We start from the raw sequence: 14,968 nt of genomic DNA on the forward strand, positions 1-14,968 counted from the left end.
GGCGGTCGAGGGCTTCCGCAGAGTCCCGGGGCTGCACTGTCTGTGGAGTAGATCTAGTCGGAGGCCGCGAGGGTGGGCGGCGTCGCCTGTGCTGCTGTGGGTATCCGATCGGGCCTCCTCTGGGTGGGGAATCTGACTGGTTGACGGTGCATCCCACCTGCCTCTTCAGTGGTGGCTCTGGGACCTTACCGTCAGGAACCCTTGCGGCGGGACCCCTTAGTCGTCATCGCTACACTGGACGAGCCGTCAGCCGTGGCTGACGGAACCTACGATCCGGCGGCCCGAGCGTTCAGAAAGGCGCGGCGTTTCGTTCGAAAGTGCCCCTGCGTTCCGTAGGATCGGCTGAAGCTTTCCTGACTCCGGTTACCTCAGGTGAGGGTGTCGTTGCGGCGTGTGCCGTGGGTGCGGTGGGTACCGAATCTCCTAATACTGCAACGGCGGGTCGTGACTTATGGCGGTTCGAATCGTTTGCGGTAGTGGGAGGCTTTCGCTTGAGCTTGCCGACGGCGGCGCCAGGTTGACCAGTGCAGCACGTGATCAGCTGCGGTACGCCCGATGAGGACGAGGTGGGCGAACAGACGGCGGACCTCGTTGCTGCTCAGCGGGATCAGGCCGCGCTCGCTTGGGGTGGTGCCCCCTTTGCGGCCTCGGCGGCGCGGGTGACGACGAGGAACGCGGCGGCGGCCATCGCGAGGGTGACGTGGGCGTACCAGGCGTCGTAGCGGCGGACCTGGTACTGGTCCAGGCCGACCTCGTTCTTCGCGGTCTGGAACGACTCCTCCACCGACCAGCGACCGCCGGCGACCCGCACCAACTCACGCAGTCGGGTGCCGCGTCGGCCGAAGCAGACGTAGTAGGCGATCTCGCCAGGGTCGCTGATCGAGCGTCGGGCGAGGACCCAGCCGCGGCGGCCGTGGGCGAAGGTGCGCCGGATCGGTACCCGGGCCCAGTCGTAGCGGCGTGGCCCGCGCGCGCCATCGCCGCACGACAGGCGCTGCCACGCGCCCGCACGCACCCTCGCGACCAGCTCATCGACACGCAGGGTGGTGTGCAGTCCGGAGGGCACCTCGTCGTCACAGCGGGTGGCCATCACATAGGCGATGTCCTGATCCTCCAGCCAGCCCCGCAGGCCCGGGTTCTGCCCGTAGGCCTCGTCCGCCGTGAACCACGAGAACGGCACCCGCGCCGCGATCGCCCGCTCCACCATGGCCTGTGCCTGCTGCGGCTTCGTGGCGAACCCCACCTCTTCCGGGATCGCCGCCGCCCGGCGCCGGTCCCGGTCATCGGTCCACGACTTCGGCAGGTACAACTCCCGGTCGATCAACGCCCGACCCCGCGCCGTGGCGTAGCACAGGAACGTGCCGATCTGACAGTTCTCGGTCTTGCCCGCCGTGCCCGAGTACTGCCTCTGGACTCCCGCCGAGGCGCGGCCCTTCTTGATGAACCCGGTCTCATCGGCGACAAGCACCCCGGCCGGATCGCCGATCCGCTCCACGACGTAGTCGCGCACGTCATCGCGGACCGCGTCCCGGTCCCACGCCGCGCTGCACAGCATGCCCTGCAACCCGTCCGGCGACACATGCCCAGCCTGCTCCGCGAGAGTCCACCCGTTCCGCCGCTCCAACGGCGCCAACAACCCCCGCACATACGCCCACGCCCGCCGCCGGGGCTCCACCCGCTCAAACCGATGCGCGAACCGGAAGAACAACTCCTCCAACCCGGCATCCCACGACCCGACCACCTGCGCATCCACCACAGCCAACCAACGAACGATCAGCAGCCGAAGCAACGACCCGCCGTTGCAGTACTAATAGGGCGATGGTTGTCGAGTCGGCCACGACCGTCGAAGATGTGTATGCCTCCGACACCGAGTTAGTACGGCAGCCGCCATTGCTAGTTGACCAGGGCGTATTCGCGGTTGAGTCGGGTGCGTTGGTGGTGCCAGCGGGCGCGGGCCTGGTGTCGGCGTCGGCAGGTGAGCCAGTCGATGGCGTGGTCGGGTGGTTGTGGGCGGTGAAGGGCGTCGGCGAGGAGTCGTCCGATCTCGGGCACGGTCAGCGGGATCAGTCCGGGTTCGGCCGGTGGCGGCTGGTCGGGTGTGGTCGGTGGGGGTGCCTGGCTGTCGGTGCGGTGGCGTAACTGCGCGGCGGTGACCGCGCAGACCGCGAGGGCGGCCATGACCAGCACGGTGTGCCGGGCGATCGCCCCGTGCAGGCGGGCCTGGCACTGGTCCAGGCCGAGGTGGTCCTTGCCGAACTCGAAGCATTCCTCGACCGGCCACCGCAGCCCGGCGGCGCGGACCAGCCGCGACACGACCGCCGGCTGACCCTCGGGCACGTAGCAGTAGTGGAACGCCAGTTCGCCGGTGGCCAGGTGACGGCGGACGAGGAGGTGGTGGCGGGGTGAGGCGGTGGCGATCCACGCCCACGCGTACCAGCGGTGTCCCTTCGACCCCGTGCCGGCCGAGCGGACCTGCCAGCCCCGACCGGCCCCACCGACCAGAAGGTCAACGGCTTGCGCGCTGGTCGACCTGTCACCCGACGGCGTCCGGACCATGAACGTGGAGGCGACCCGCAGCACGTACGCCTGCCCACGTTGTTCGAGGAACTCCCTCAGGTCGGTGCAGTTGCCGTACACCTCGTCGCCGCAGATGACGTCGAAGGTCAGCTCGTCGGTGTACGCGTGGGTGCACAGGTCGATCGCGAGTTGGCCCTTCGTGGGGAACTCCGTGTCCGCCGGCAGGCCCGTCCGCGCGGCGGTGGCCGGGTCGGTGATCTGCTCGGCGGGGATCCACTGCCGCGCGGCGACCAGGGCGTGGCCGGTCCGTTCCCGCACGTAGGCCAGGTGCACGGTGTTGATGCCGTTGGCGACCCGACCGGCGCATCCCATGTACTGCCGTTTCATCCCAGAAGTCGCCGTGCCCTGCTTCGGCTGTCCGGTCTCGTCCAACGCCCCGACCGCTAGCACACGCCGCCGCCGGCGGCGGCCGGAAGCGGTGTCCAACCCGGCTGCCGCGTACCCCCGCACCTGGCTCGCCAGCTCGCCACACCCTCCTGGATCGTCGAATGGAATACCAACCCGAGACCGTTCACCTGGACCATGACTTCCTACGAGATCATCGAGTCACTTGCCCGATTTGTAGGCAAATCTTTGGCGCAGGACGCTGAGCCTGAAGAGTGATCGATGTAGGCCGGCCAGAGGCGACTGTTTCCGTACAACTGGTGTGGTTGACTTGGGGCGACGTACGCGTGGCGGCCGAGGGGGTGGTGCAGGTGCCGGCGGTGCTCGGTGAGCCGATCCGGTTCGTGCTGAACTGGGGTCGCCGCTACTCGCTGTGGGTGTTCAACTTCGGCCTGGCCTGCTGCGCGATCGAGTTCATCGCCACCAGCATGGGCCGGCACGACTTCATCCGGCTCGGTGTCATCCCGTTCGCCCACGGGCCGCGCCAGGCCGACCTGATGGTCGTCTCCGGCACCGTCACCGACAAGATGGCGCCGGCGATCAAGCGGCTCTACGACCAGATGCCCGAGCCCAAGTACGTCATCTCCTTCGGTGCCTGCTCCAACTGCGGCGGCCCGTACTGGGACTCGTACTCGGTGACCAAGGGCGTCGACCAGCTGATCCCCGTCGACGTGTACGTGCCCGGCTGCCCGCCCCGGCCCGAAGCGCTGCTGCACGGCATCCTGCGGCTGCAGGACAAGATCGCAGCCGAGCGGTCCGGCATCGGCGGCGTGCACCGGCCCGACCCGCTCGCCTCGCCGGTCGACCGGCTCACCGCACCGGTCGTCAAGCCACCGGGCTGACCCGGCGCTCAGCGGCGCGGTTGCTGAAGCGCGGTAGCCTGCGCCAACGTGAGTGATTCTCAGCGCGCGACGCAGATCGTCGACATCCTGACCGCCGAGTTCGGCGAGCTGATGGCGGTGGACCCGGCCGCCTTCCGCCGCAAGTTCCGCAAGATGGCCGCCAGCCCGTTCGCGTTCTACCGGGGCACCGCCTGCCTGTTCTACGCCGACCAGACCGAGCCCGACGGGCCGTTCAACGACGACAGCTTCTGCGACAAGCAGACCAGCCGGGTCTGGATCCACGGCGACCTGCACGCCGAGAACTTCGGCACCTACATGAACGGCTCCGGCGAGCTGGTCTTCAACGTCAACGACTTCGACGAGGCGTACGTCGGCCCGTTCATCTGGGACCTGCGCCGCTTCGCCGCCAGCGTCGCCCTGATTGGCTACGCCAAGGCGCTCTCCGACGAGATCATCGGCACCCTGGTACGCACCTTCGCCACCGCCTACCTGGCCGAGCTGCGGGCCATCGTCGCCGGCGGCGAGGAGGCGATCGGCTCGATCACCCTGGCCAACGCCGACGGGGTGCTGCGCCACGTGCTGCAGGAGGCCCGGCTCAACACCCGTGTCGGCCTGCTGGAGAACCTCACCACCATCAACGACTACGAGCGGCGGTTCATCATCCGCGACGGGGTGTACGAGGTCGACGACGACACCCGGGCCGCGGTGACCGCCGCGTTCGGCGACTACCTGGCCACGTTGCCGCACCGGGCCGGCGGTGGTCGCGCCGTCGCCGCCCAGATCAAGGACATCGTGCTACGCAAGGGCGTCGGCATCGGCTCGGCCGGGCTGCCGTCGTACAGCATCCTGCTCGAAGGCCACACCCAGGCGCTGGAGAACGACGTCGTCGTCTATATGAAGCAGGCCCAGGTCCCGGCCGTCGCCCGGCACGTCCACGACGAAGGCGTCCGGGCGTACTTCCGGCACCAGGGCCACCGGACCGCCGAGTCGCAGCGGGCGCTGCAGGCGCACGCCGACCCGTGGCTCGGCTTCACCGAGCTGGCCGGCGTCGGCCAGCTGGTCGCTGAGGTGTCGCCGTACGCCGCCGACCTGGACTGGTCCGACGTCAACGAACAGGACGAGTTGACCGGCGTCGTCACCGACCTGGCCCACTCGGTGGCTCGGATGCACTCGGTCGCCGACGACGAGTCCAGCCACGACCTGGTCGACTACTCGACCGAGGAGGCGATCGTCGCGGCGATTGACACCGACGAGGCCGGCTTCGTCGCGGGCCTGGTCGACTTCGCCCACGCGTACGGTGCCCGCGCCCGCACCGATCACCGGATCTTCGTCGACCTGTTCCGCAACGGCCAACTGCCCTGGGTGTAGCGCCGGGTGCTCGGTAACAGCAAGATCGAATTGTCAGGTCGCCGACCGTGCCGTTGGGCCGGGGCTGCCATCCTGGACAGTGTCGGCACGGACACGGATGGATGAAGGGCTACCGTGGCGAGAAGATCCAGGCAGATCCCGGCCCGGCGGGGTGGCGGCAGGACCGATCGTTCCGGTAGCGGCCTGAGAAACGCAGTGGTCCTGACGGTCGTCACGGCGGTAGTGGGCGCGGTAGTGGCCGCAGTGCTGACCAGGGAGTCTCTCCTCGGTCTGGTCGACCGGGCCCATGGCGGGGCGCACCTGGCGTACACCTTGGAGCGTCACTTCCCAACGACGGCGATCGACGACGCCTGGGCCCTGCCGGCAGATGTGACGGCCGAGCAGGAGGCGGCGATGCCGCAGGCCGGGCCGGACTTCCACAAGTGGGTGCTGGCCGAGGGCGGTGTGCAGGTCGGCAGCCACGTGACCCGCATCGAGTTCACCAACCCCCGGGAGCGCCAGGTGCGGATCAACAGCATCCGGGGCCGGGTGGTGGACAGCCAGCCAGCGTGGGACGGCAGCCTCTTCTGCGAGTACTCAGAGGGCACCGGGAGGTCACCGTCGTCGAAATCAACCTCGGTGACCAGGACCCGGTCGCGCGAGTAGCGAACGGTCGAGGGACCGGCTCCTCCTACTTCCTGTCAAACGGAGATATCACGCTGGCCAAGAACGAGACCCACAGCCTGGTGGTGACCGCACGCCCGCCGCCCGGTCGATGGGCGGAGTGGCACCTCGAAGTCAGATACACGGTCGACGGCGAGCCAGCCACGCTCGTCATCGACGACAACGGCTCGCCGTTCACCATCAGCGGCTACGCCGACGACTACCAGACCTACCTCGTCCGGGCCGGAAAGCACGAGTTCGACCACGACTGGCAGAAAGAGGACGGCTGGTACGAACGGTCCCCAGGCCAGTGCAGGAGTCGGTAGTGGCCCGGTTGAGGAGCCGCCGAGCACTCGCCGTCGCCGCGTTCGGCCTGGCGACGCTCCTCATCGCCTGCACCGGCAACTGGTCCGAGTCCGAGTCCGAGCCTGAGGCCGAGGCCACTCCTGCGGCCGAGTCCGACGCGCCACCGACGGCGGAGTCCGACGCCCCACCGACGGCCTCGTCTGACGCCCCGTCAACGGCGGAGTCCGACGGCCCGCAACTCGACGTCACCGCCACCAGCACAGTGGACGACTTCGGACTGCCCGGCGACGCGGCACTCGTCGCCTTCCCCAGCCTCGCCGAGCCACCCGATCCACCAGCCGGAATCAGCACCTGCGGCGACCTGCACGCCTGGATGCGGACCCGGGGCGCGATCGACGTCGGCGGCAGCCAGGTCCAGGTCAACCTCTGGGCGCCGACCGACGACGTGACCGTCACTGCCACCAAGGTCGAAGTGGTACGGCTGGACCGACGTGACCCGTTCGAGAGCCGGGCGATCGCCTGCTCGGCCACCCAGAAGGTTCCCGACGAGGGGCAGCTTCCGCTCGTTGACGTGCCCGGTGACACGCCCTCCCGGGCCGGCGACGCCCGGACCCTGGACGGGCTGGAAACCGGTGTGCCCACCGAGGTGCCAGCCCACTACGTACACATGTTCTGGACGTCACCGCAACCGATCGAGCTGCGCGCCGGCGACCGGAAGCCGTACATCACGGTCCGGCTGGAGGCCCGCGGCGGCTGGTACGACTGGGAGCTCGTCGTACACCTGCTCGTCGACGGAGAGCAGCGGACCTACCGGCTGCGGGACGGCCGCGACGACCGGCCGTTCAGCACCAACTCCGGTTACCTCGGTGACGACCTGACCCGCCTGCCACGTACGGAGAGCTACGTGTGGTGTGTGCACGACCAGCCGCCGCGACTGCACCGGCAGACCGCGCCGTTCCTCTGCCCGGACGAAGACCGATGAGCTGGGACGCGGGGTCGACTCCGGAGGCGGACCGGTGAGCCGGGCGGGCCGGCGCGGCACCGTACGCCTCGTCGCGGCGTCGGTCGTGCTCGCCGCCATCGTGGGCGCGACCGCCCATGTCGTCTGGACCAGATTCGGCCCGGCCGGCTCCGACCCCGACGGGGCGGGGCGGCAGCCGATCGGCAGCGGGCTGTTCGCCGTGACCGACGGCGAATCGCTGACCCTGATGCGCGGCAGCCGCCCGGCCGTGACCATGCCGGCCGGGGACGGCTGGTCGCTGGGCCGCCCCAGGTTCACCGCCGACGCCGCCTACGCGTACGCCATCTCCAGCAGCGAGGATCGCGAGCGGCACCGGATCCTGGTGGTGGACGTCGCCACCGGTGGACAGCACACCGTCGACTGCCCGAACTGCCCCAACGAGGGCACCCCGGTCGCCGCCGGCGGCAGCAGCGTGGCCTACCTGGACCAACGGAACCAACAGGCAGACCTGCAAATTTTGGACCTGGCAGCCCCGGAGGAACCACCGAGCACCACCCCGGTACGGGGCCTGCCGCCGACCCCCGATCCGGACCACGGATACCGGGTGATCGCCGCCGTGCCGGACGTCGTCCTCGTCGCACCGAGCCGGGGGACCGGCAACCTGCAGCTGATCAGCCGCGACGGGGTGGCGCGGACGGTGGCCGGTGATTCCGACAGCGCCCCGTTCGACGCCGCAACCGGCACGGTCGACGGTGCCACGGTGTTCGCGTTCGACGCTCCGGTCATCCGACCGGTCGAGGAGGGCGAGTTCCACTCCTGCCAGTCTGCTGGCGTGTCACTGCTCGACCCCGAGTCCGGGCAGCTGACCAGGACATCGGGTTTCGCCATCGAACACGGCCCCGACGACGGCACGCGCGTCACCGACCTGTGGTGGGGAGCCGACGGCGAGCTGTACGCCCTGGTCCGGCCGTTCTTCTGCCGGACCGACCGGCTGGACCGGGGCAACCCCGACCACCGGCGGGCCAGGCCGGTGACCTTGTGGCGGCTGACCGACGGCCAGTGGGAGCGCCTGGACAGCCTCCGAGGCGCCGAATGGATCCGGCAGATCGACCCGGAGACACAGATCATCCTCGACCGCGGTCGTCGCCTCGTCGTGCAGGACGCGCAGCGGCAGATTCCGGTCGCCACCGACCGGGAGCCGATGGTGACGGTGCCGCCGGCAACCGGCGAGGACCCCGCCATGGCGGTACGGACGACCCCGCCGCCGTGCACTGAACAACTCTTCGCCGACCAGGCCCCGACGCTGATCGACGAGCCCGACGTCACGTCGGTCAACTGCCAGGACGGGTACGCCCACGTCCAGTTCACCGACACCGCGCACCCCGACCGCCCACGCCAGGCGGTGCTGTTCGCCGCGATCGGGGCGAGCTGGCACACCCGGGCGCTCTCCACCGGATGGGACGGCCGGTTCCGCCCCGCCGACCTCGTCTACTTCGGCCTGGACCCGCAGGAGCTGCAGCCTCTGTTTCCGGACCTGATGCAGGAGCCGCCGCCTTCGGCGGAGCCGCCGGACGTCACCGCCTTCGTCGGGGCGTGGCGCAGCCAGGAGGACGGCCTGCTCGAAGTGCGCCCGGACGGCAGCGCCGAGGCGACGTACCTGGTTGACCGGTGGTCCGACCCGGTGCGGATGTCCACCGTCCAGCTGAAGATAATCCTCGCCACCCGCAACTCCGCGATCGCGGAAGTGGCCGCCAGCGACGGCCAGGGTGCCCAGGTCGGCAGCCAGTTCCGGTTCGGTTTTCAAGGCGACTGGCTCGTCCTGACCCCGCCGTACGGCTACGGGAATCTGTTCAAGCCCGCCTGAGCCGGATCAGCCAGGACGGCGTGGATCAGGGCGACCACACCGGCTACTGGCGACGGACGGTGGCGTGACCGGGCTACCGTCGAGTGGTGGCCCGACCCGGTTGGCGGTTCGAATCGACAGAGTTGCTGAGCGCCCCACTGGTGGCCGGTGGACTCGTCCACGTCGCCGGCGAGGACGGACACGTCCACACCCTCGACGCCGGCAGCGGCCGGCCACGGTGGCGGGCCCGGCGGGGCGAGCCGAAGCCGAACCCGCACTTTCCGCCGCTGCCGCCGGTGCTCGCCGGTGACACCCTGGCCGTCACCGCCTCCCTCGGCGGGTCCGGCTGGGCGGACACGGTGCTCGGGCTGGCCGCCGCCGACGGCACCCAGCGGTGGACGTACCCGCTCGTCGGCACCAGCGTCACCGGGCTCGCCGCCGACGGCTCGGACATCGTCGTCACCGACCGCGACGGTCTGACCTGCCTCGACCCGGCCGACGGGCAGGTGCGGTGGACGGTGCCGCCGCCGACGGCGACCGGGCCGTGGCGGGCCAGCTTCGACCAACCGGCGGTCGACGACCACGTGTACGCGATCGCCCGGATCCGCCGACCGGACACGGCGCTCGACGGCGGATACCTGATCATGGCCTTCGACCGGTCCACCGGCGCCGAAGCCTGGGGCGTCCAGGTCGACGACGGCGGCGGTGCCACCCTGACCGTCGGCGGTGACCTGGTCTGCGTCGGCGACGGCAAGGGGCGGTTCATCGTGCTCCGCAGCGACACCGGAGACACGGCCTGGTCGACGCAGATCCGGCCGAAGATGGGGCTGCCGATCCGGTCCGGGCTGCTCCCGTTCGCCGGGCCGACCGGGGCGGCGGCGTTCGCCGGTGAACAGGTCGACCGGCCGGTGCTCGCCGAGCAGGAGATCCACGTGCCCAGCCGCAACGGCGACGTCCACCTGATGGGCCGGGACACCGGTGCGGTGCGGCGCGTCTGGCGGATCGGCGTACCGGCGCTCAGCATCGCCGTCTCCGACGACCTGCTGCACGTCGGCGGCATCCATGGGCTGCTGGTCGCGTTCCACCGGGACCGCCGCGAGGTGAGCTGGTGGCGGAGGCTGCCGGTCGGCCGGATCGACGCGTTGACCGTCGCCGACGACCTGCTCCACGTCGGCGGCGAACGGCACGTTGCTGCGGTCGACCCGGCCACCGGGGCCGGTGCGTGGCGTCGCCTCTCGGCCCGGGTCCAGCGGTCGTCGTACCCGCCGGGATCGGCCGACCGGGAGCTGACCAACGCCGACCTGCCCTGGGCCTGACAGCCCGTCCTCGGCCCGGAGCGACGGCCCGCCGGCCCGACGAGTGGACCGGTCAGAACTCGATGACCGTCTTGATGCCTTCCTCCTCGGCGTACGCCAGCTGGTAGTCGTCCAGACCGTACCGGTGGGTGATCATGCTCGTCAGCCAGTCGTTGTCGGCGCGGGCCAGCGCGTCGGCGGCCTGCTGCCAGTGCCGGCGGTTGGCGTTGACCGTGCCGAAGATGACGTTGTTCTTCAACACCAGGCACCGGTTCAACTCGTTGAGGTCCAGCTCGGTGTGGTGGGCGTGGGCGTTGATCCCGGTCAGACAGCCGATGCCGTTCGGCGCCAACCTGTTGAACACCTCACGCACCACCGGCGGCGCGCCGGTGCATTCGATGATGATGTCCGGGTCGAAGTCCAGCTCCTCCACCGGCACCGCGTGGTACGTCGCACCCAGCCTGCGGGCCAGCTCCGGCTTCGGCCCCGACGTGCCCCGGGCCAGCACATGCGTCTCCAGACCGCGCTGCACGCTCAGCAGCGCCGCCAGCAGCCCGATCGGTCCGGCCCCGGTGACCAGCACCCGCTGCGGCGCCCAGAAGCCACGGGCGCCGATCCGGTCGACGTGGTCCCAGGCCTTCGCGACCACACTGGTCGGCTCCAGCAGCACCCCGGCCAGCCCCAGCTCCGGCCGCAGCGGTACGGCGTACTCGGCCGGCACCCGCCACCGCTGCCGGGCGAACCCGTCGATCCCCTTGATCCCGCACTCGGTGTACCGCCCGTTGGTGCACATGTCCCACTCGCCGGCCGCGCAGTACCGGCACGGCACCGGGTCGGGCCGCCGGACGATCCCGGCGACCAGGTCACCCGGCCGCGTCGTCCCACTCGGGTCCTCGATCACCCGGCCCAGCGACTCGTGGCCGAGGACCAGCGTGTCCCGGCCCGGCGGCGGTTCGCCGTAGTCACCGGCGAGGATCTCCCCGTCGGTGCCGCAGATGCCGACCGCGACCGCCTCGACCAGCACCTCACCCTCGTCGGGTGACGGCTCCGGCGCGTCGTCGACGAGCCGCAACGAGTCGGCCTTGCCCGGGGTGACAGTCAGCGCACGCATGCCAGGGGTGTTTCCCCGCAGGTCCGGACCTACACGGGAAATGTCGGACCCGCTCGCGCCCCACCCGCGCCCTTAGGATCAGACCCATGACCCCCGAGGAGATCGGCGCGCACCTGGTCAGCCTGCTCGGCCGGCCGGCGACTGAGGCGGAGGCGGAGGCCGCGCAGGTCACCGCCACGGTCTCCGGCGGCGGCGACCGGTACGCCCGGGCCACCGTCGACGTACCGGCCGACAGCTGGCCGGCCGCGCTCGCCGCCGCCCGCGACGACACCGACCTGGCCTGCGACTTCTTCGACTGGCTCTCCGCCGTCGACGAGCTCGACGACGGCTTCGCGGTCGTCGCCCACCTGTGGTCCACCCGGCACCGGCACGGTCTGCTGCTGCGCACCCGGGTGCCGCGCGAACGCCCCGAACTGCTGTCCGTGGTCGACGTCTTCCCCGGCGCCGACTGGCACGAGCGGGAAACCCACGAGATGTTCGGCGTCCACTTCGTCGGCCACCCCGCCCTCACCCCGCTGCTGCTGCCCCCCGAGTTCGAAGGCCACCCGCTGCGCAAGGAGTTCGTCCTCGCCGCCCGGGTCGCCAAGCCGTGGCCGGGCGCAAAGGAGCCGGGCGAACCGGCCGGCGGCGGCGGGGGAGCCCGGCGGGCCCCGATGCGGCCACCGGGCGTACCGCTGCCGACCGAATGGGGTCCGCAGGCCGCCAGGTCCGCGCCCGACGCCGACCCCGACGGCGGTACGCGGCCCGCGCGCGACGCCGGCCCCGACGACGGCCGACCCGACGGGGGTACGCCCTGATGCCGCTCTGGCTGGAGTTGACGATCCGGGTCGGTGCCGTCGTCGTCGCGTTCCTCACCCTGCCGCTGCTCGTCGGGCAGCTGGAACACAAGGCGATGGCGCACATGCAGGGCCGGCTCGGCCCGATGTACGCCGGAGGCTTCCACGGCTGGGCGCAACTCATCGCCGACGGCGTCAAGTTCGTGCAGAAGGAGGACATCACCCCGCGCGCCGCCGACCGGCCGGTGTTCCGGCTCGCCCCGGCGATCGCCCTGGTGCCGTACCTGCTGGTCCTGCTCGTCATCCCGCTCGGGCCGGGCGACCTCGTCGGCCAACCGCTCGACGTCGGCCTGTTCTTCGTCCTGGCCGTGATGGGCGTCGGCGTCGTCGCCGTGCTGATGGCCGCCTGGGCGTCGGCCAACAAGTACAGCCTGCTCGGCGGGCTGCGCGGCGCCGCCCAGCTGCTCGCCTACGAGTTGCCGCTGGTGCTCGCCGCCGCCAGCATCGCGATGGCTGCCGGCACCCTGTCGCTGTCCGGCATCGTCGAAGCGTGGCGGCCCTGGTGGCTGCTCTGGCAGGCACCCGCCCTGATCGTGTTCTTCCTCGCCGGCATGGCCGAGATCCGCCGCCCACCGTTCGACATGCCGATCGCCGACTCCGAGCTGGTCTTCGGCTACCTGACCGAGTACACCGGGCTGCGGTTCGCGTTCTTCCTGCTCGCCGAGTACGCCGGCATCGTCGTCATCGCCGCGCTGACCACCGTGCTGTTCCTCGGCGGCTGGCAGGGGCCGTTCGGCGTCGAACAGCTCGGCTGGCTGTGGACGCTGCTGAAGGTCTTCGCCGTCGCGTTCGTGATCATCTGGCTGCGGGTGTCGTTCCCCCGGCTGCGCGAGGACCAGCTGCAACGGTTGTGCTGGCTGGTGCTGGTGCCGCTTGCCCTGGCCCAGCTGGTGCTCACCGCAGGGGTGAAGGTGACCATCGGATGACCGGCGTCACGTCCACCCAGGAGCGTGTGGACGGTCGGGTCGACCAGCCCGACGGATCGCCGTCGGCCAGCACCGGGCGGACGCCCCGGCACCGGCTGCGCCAGCTGGCTCGGCACCGGCTGCGTTGGCCGGCCCGGGTCGCCCTCGCCGTGACCCTGGCCGCCGGCGCCGCCGGGCAGATCATGGTCTGGGCCGCCGGCAACTGGCTGTGGAACGACGAGACCGCCATCGCCATCAACCTGCGCCGCACCTTCCTCGAACTGACCCGGGGGATGGAGTTCCAGCAGGTCGCCCCGGTCGGCTGGCTCTGGCTGGAAAAGACCCTGTGGTGGGCGTTCGGCGACGGCGAACGGGTGCTGCGGCTGCCGTCGCTGGCCGGCATGCTGGCCGTCCTGGCGCTGACCGCGATCATCACCCGCCGGGTGGCCGGGTGGTGGGCGGCGGTCGCCGCGACCGCGCTGATCGCCGCCGCGCCGATGATCCTGACCTACGTCGGCGAGCTCAAGCAGTACGCCGTCGAGTCGGCGGTCGCCCTGGCGGTGCTGCTGCTCGGCGACCGGTACCTGGCCTCGGTCGGGCACCGCCGAGGCCGGTGCCGCTGGCTGCTCCCGGTCGGCTGGGCGGCGGCCACCTTGGTCGCCGTCTTCATCAGCCTGACCGCGGTGCTGGTGCTCGCCGGTGCCGTCGCCGGGATGACCCTGCTGCTCGCCCTGCGCCGCCGCTGGACCGACGCGGTGGTCCTGCTCGCCGGCTCCGCGCCGGCGGTCGCCTTCGCCGGCTATCTGATCCACCGCCGCCGCCGGTTCCCGTTCATGCCCGGCCAGTCCGACTACTTCGCCGACGGCACCCCACCGGCCGGCTCCGGGCCGGTGGAGATCCTCGCCTGGCTGCCCCGGATGTGGTCCAGCTTCGTCACGGTGACCCTGGACTGGCGGCAACCGCTGCTGGTCCTGCTGTTCGCCGTGGCCGGCGTCGCCGTGCTGATCTGGCGGCGCCGGCCGCTGTGGGCGGCGATGCTCGGCGGGACCCTGCTGGTGGCGGTGGCCGCCGCGGCGGCCCGTGGTCTGCCGCTCGCCGACCGGGTGGCGACCTGGCTGATCGCCCCGACGGTGATCCTGGTCGTCGCCGGCCTGGACGGCGGCGTCCGGCTGGCCCTGCGCGCCAGCGCCGGGCTGACTTCGCCCGTTGGCACCGGGGTGCGGCGGGTCGGCCGGGTGGCGGTGGCGTCCCTGGCACTGCTGGTGGCCGCCGCCGTGCTGCCGGTGATCGCCCACCCGGCGGCCGTCGCGGCGTACCGGCAGGCGATCGACCCACGGATGAAGGACGCCGGACCCGCCGCGCTCACCGACGTGGCCGACCGGGCCCGGCCCGGCGACGTCGTGCTGTTCTACTGGTTCAGCTACCGGATGGTGGTCTGGTACGGGCCGCAGCACGACCTGGCGCCGCGTACCGTGCGGCTGTACCCGTCCGGTCACGACAAATGCGACCCGCAGGCGTTCGGTGAGTGGCTCGGTGACGCCGACCGGGTCTGGTACGTGCACGGCCGCAACCTGAGCAGCGCGCCGGACGACTACGTGACCCGGGTCGCCGCCGAGTTCGCCGAGTACGGCACCATCGTGGAGATCCGCGACTTCCCCGCCGACCGCTGGTCGACGTCCACGGCGGCCTGGGTGCTGGTCGATCTGACCGCCGGCCCGGACCCGCAGCCGCCGGTCGTCGCACCGGATCCGGAACACGCCTGCCTCGGCCGCTGGTGACAGCGTGGCAATCGGCGACGGAGACCGGAAACAGCGGAGATCGAAGGCAACGGAGATCAGGTGCTCGCGTGCCCGGCACGGATTCGGCAGGATGAGGCGCATGGACCGACGCGGCGGACG

Annotated in this window: 13 protein-coding genes; 10 read left to right on the forward strand and 3 right to left on the reverse strand. The window is 71.2% G+C overall.

Features of this window, described 5'->3' with window-relative positions:
• Positions 1-607: 607 nt before the first annotated feature.
• A complete protein-coding gene (locus tag ACFHWS_RS00110) occupies positions 608-1,741 on the reverse strand; it encodes an IS701 family transposase (RefSeq protein ID WP_416567495.1) in 1,134 nt (377 codons plus the stop codon).
• 152 nt (positions 1,742-1,893) lie between these two features.
• Positions 1,894-3,027: an IS701 family transposase gene (locus ACFHWS_RS00115; RefSeq protein WP_416567392.1), complete on the reverse strand. Its 1,134-nt coding sequence runs from the start codon at positions 3,025-3,027 to the stop codon at positions 1,894-1,896.
• A gap of 239 nt (positions 3,028-3,266) precedes the next feature.
• On the opposite strand from ACFHWS_RS00115, the gene ACFHWS_RS00120 reads away from it, so the two are divergent.
• The 7 genes from ACFHWS_RS00120 (at position 3,267) to ACFHWS_RS00150 (ending at position 10,239) form a co-directional block, all read left to right on the forward strand.
• The gene (locus ACFHWS_RS00120; RefSeq protein WP_416567496.1) at positions 3,267-3,803 is read left to right on the forward strand and encodes an NADH-quinone oxidoreductase subunit B; all 537 of its coding nucleotides are present in this window, start codon (positions 3,267-3,269) and stop codon (positions 3,801-3,803) included.
• A gap of 111 nt (positions 3,804-3,914) precedes the next feature.
• Complete coding sequence (locus ACFHWS_RS00125) at positions 3,915-5,171, forward strand: DUF2252 domain-containing protein (protein WP_416567497.1); 1,257 nt, start codon at positions 3,915-3,917, stop codon at positions 5,169-5,171.
• A 222-nt stretch (positions 5,172-5,393) separates the two neighbouring features.
• Positions 5,394-5,816, forward strand: a complete 423-nt coding sequence (locus tag ACFHWS_RS00130) for a hypothetical protein (RefSeq protein WP_416567393.1) — start codon at positions 5,394-5,396, stop codon at positions 5,814-5,816.
• A gap of 83 nt (positions 5,817-5,899) precedes the next feature.
• Complete coding sequence (locus tag ACFHWS_RS00135) at positions 5,900-6,139, forward strand: hypothetical protein (protein ID WP_416567394.1); 240 nt, start codon at positions 5,900-5,902, stop codon at positions 6,137-6,139.
• A complete protein-coding gene (locus ACFHWS_RS00140; protein ID WP_416567395.1) occupies positions 6,139-7,101 on the forward strand; it encodes a hypothetical protein in 963 nt (320 codons plus the stop codon). The genes ACFHWS_RS00135 and ACFHWS_RS00140 overlap by 1 nt, the downstream gene beginning before the upstream one ends.
• A gap of 34 nt (positions 7,102-7,135) precedes the next feature.
• The gene (locus ACFHWS_RS00145; protein ID WP_416567396.1) at positions 7,136-8,944 is read left to right on the forward strand and encodes a hypothetical protein; all 1,809 of its coding nucleotides are present in this window, start codon (positions 7,136-7,138) and stop codon (positions 8,942-8,944) included.
• An 86-nt stretch (positions 8,945-9,030) separates the two neighbouring features.
• Positions 9,031-10,239: a PQQ-binding-like beta-propeller repeat protein gene (locus tag ACFHWS_RS00150; protein WP_416567397.1), complete on the forward strand. Its 1,209-nt coding sequence runs from the start codon at positions 9,031-9,033 to the stop codon at positions 10,237-10,239.
• 52 nt (positions 10,240-10,291) lie between these two features.
• Here ACFHWS_RS00150 and ACFHWS_RS00155 read toward each other — a convergent pair whose 3' ends face one another.
• Entirely contained in the window at positions 10,292-11,329 is a 1,038-nt protein-coding gene (locus tag ACFHWS_RS00155; protein ID WP_416567398.1) for a glucose 1-dehydrogenase, read from the reverse strand.
• A gap of 86 nt (positions 11,330-11,415) precedes the next feature.
• Between ACFHWS_RS00155 and ACFHWS_RS00160 the strand changes: the two genes are divergently transcribed.
• Genes ACFHWS_RS00160 through ACFHWS_RS00170 form a run of 3 tightly spaced genes read left to right on the forward strand, consistent with a single transcriptional unit; the run spans position 11,416 to position 14,848 of the window.
• Entirely contained in the window at positions 11,416-12,126 is a 711-nt protein-coding gene (locus ACFHWS_RS00160) for an NADH-quinone oxidoreductase subunit C (protein ID WP_416567399.1), read from the forward strand.
• Entirely contained in the window at positions 12,126-13,091 is a 966-nt protein-coding gene (gene nuoH, locus ACFHWS_RS00165) for an NADH-quinone oxidoreductase subunit NuoH (RefSeq protein ID WP_416567400.1), read from the forward strand. Before ACFHWS_RS00160 ends, nuoH begins: the two co-directional genes overlap by 1 nt.
• Complete coding sequence (locus ACFHWS_RS00170) at positions 13,088-14,848, forward strand: hypothetical protein (protein WP_416567401.1); 1,761 nt, start codon at positions 13,088-13,090, stop codon at positions 14,846-14,848. The genes nuoH and ACFHWS_RS00170 overlap by 4 nt, the downstream gene beginning before the upstream one ends.
• Positions 14,849-14,968: the final 120 nt, after the last annotated feature.

This window comes from Micromonospora sp. LOL_013, assembly GCF_048060315.1.
Lineage (GTDB): Bacteria > Actinomycetota > Actinomycetes > Mycobacteriales > Micromonosporaceae > Micromonospora_E.

What these genes read in the sequence shown, in the direction of transcription:
- ACFHWS_RS00170 (WP_416567401.1), top strand. Translation starts at nt 13,088, where the DNA reads ATGACCGGCGTCACGTCCACCCAGGAGCGTGTGGACGGTCGGGTCGAC.
- ACFHWS_RS00155 (WP_416567398.1), bottom strand. Translation starts at nt 11,329, where the DNA reads ATGCGTGCGCTGACTGTCACCCCGGGCAAGGCCGACTCGTTGCGGCTC.
- nuoH (WP_416567400.1), top strand. Translation starts at nt 12,126, where the DNA reads ATGCCGCTCTGGCTGGAGTTGACGATCCGGGTCGGTGCCGTCGTCGTC.
- ACFHWS_RS00125 (WP_416567497.1), top strand. Translation starts at nt 3,915, where the DNA reads ATGGCGGTGGACCCGGCCGCCTTCCGCCGCAAGTTCCGCAAGATGGCC.
- ACFHWS_RS00160 (WP_416567399.1), top strand. Translation starts at nt 11,416, where the DNA reads ATGACCCCCGAGGAGATCGGCGCGCACCTGGTCAGCCTGCTCGGCCGG.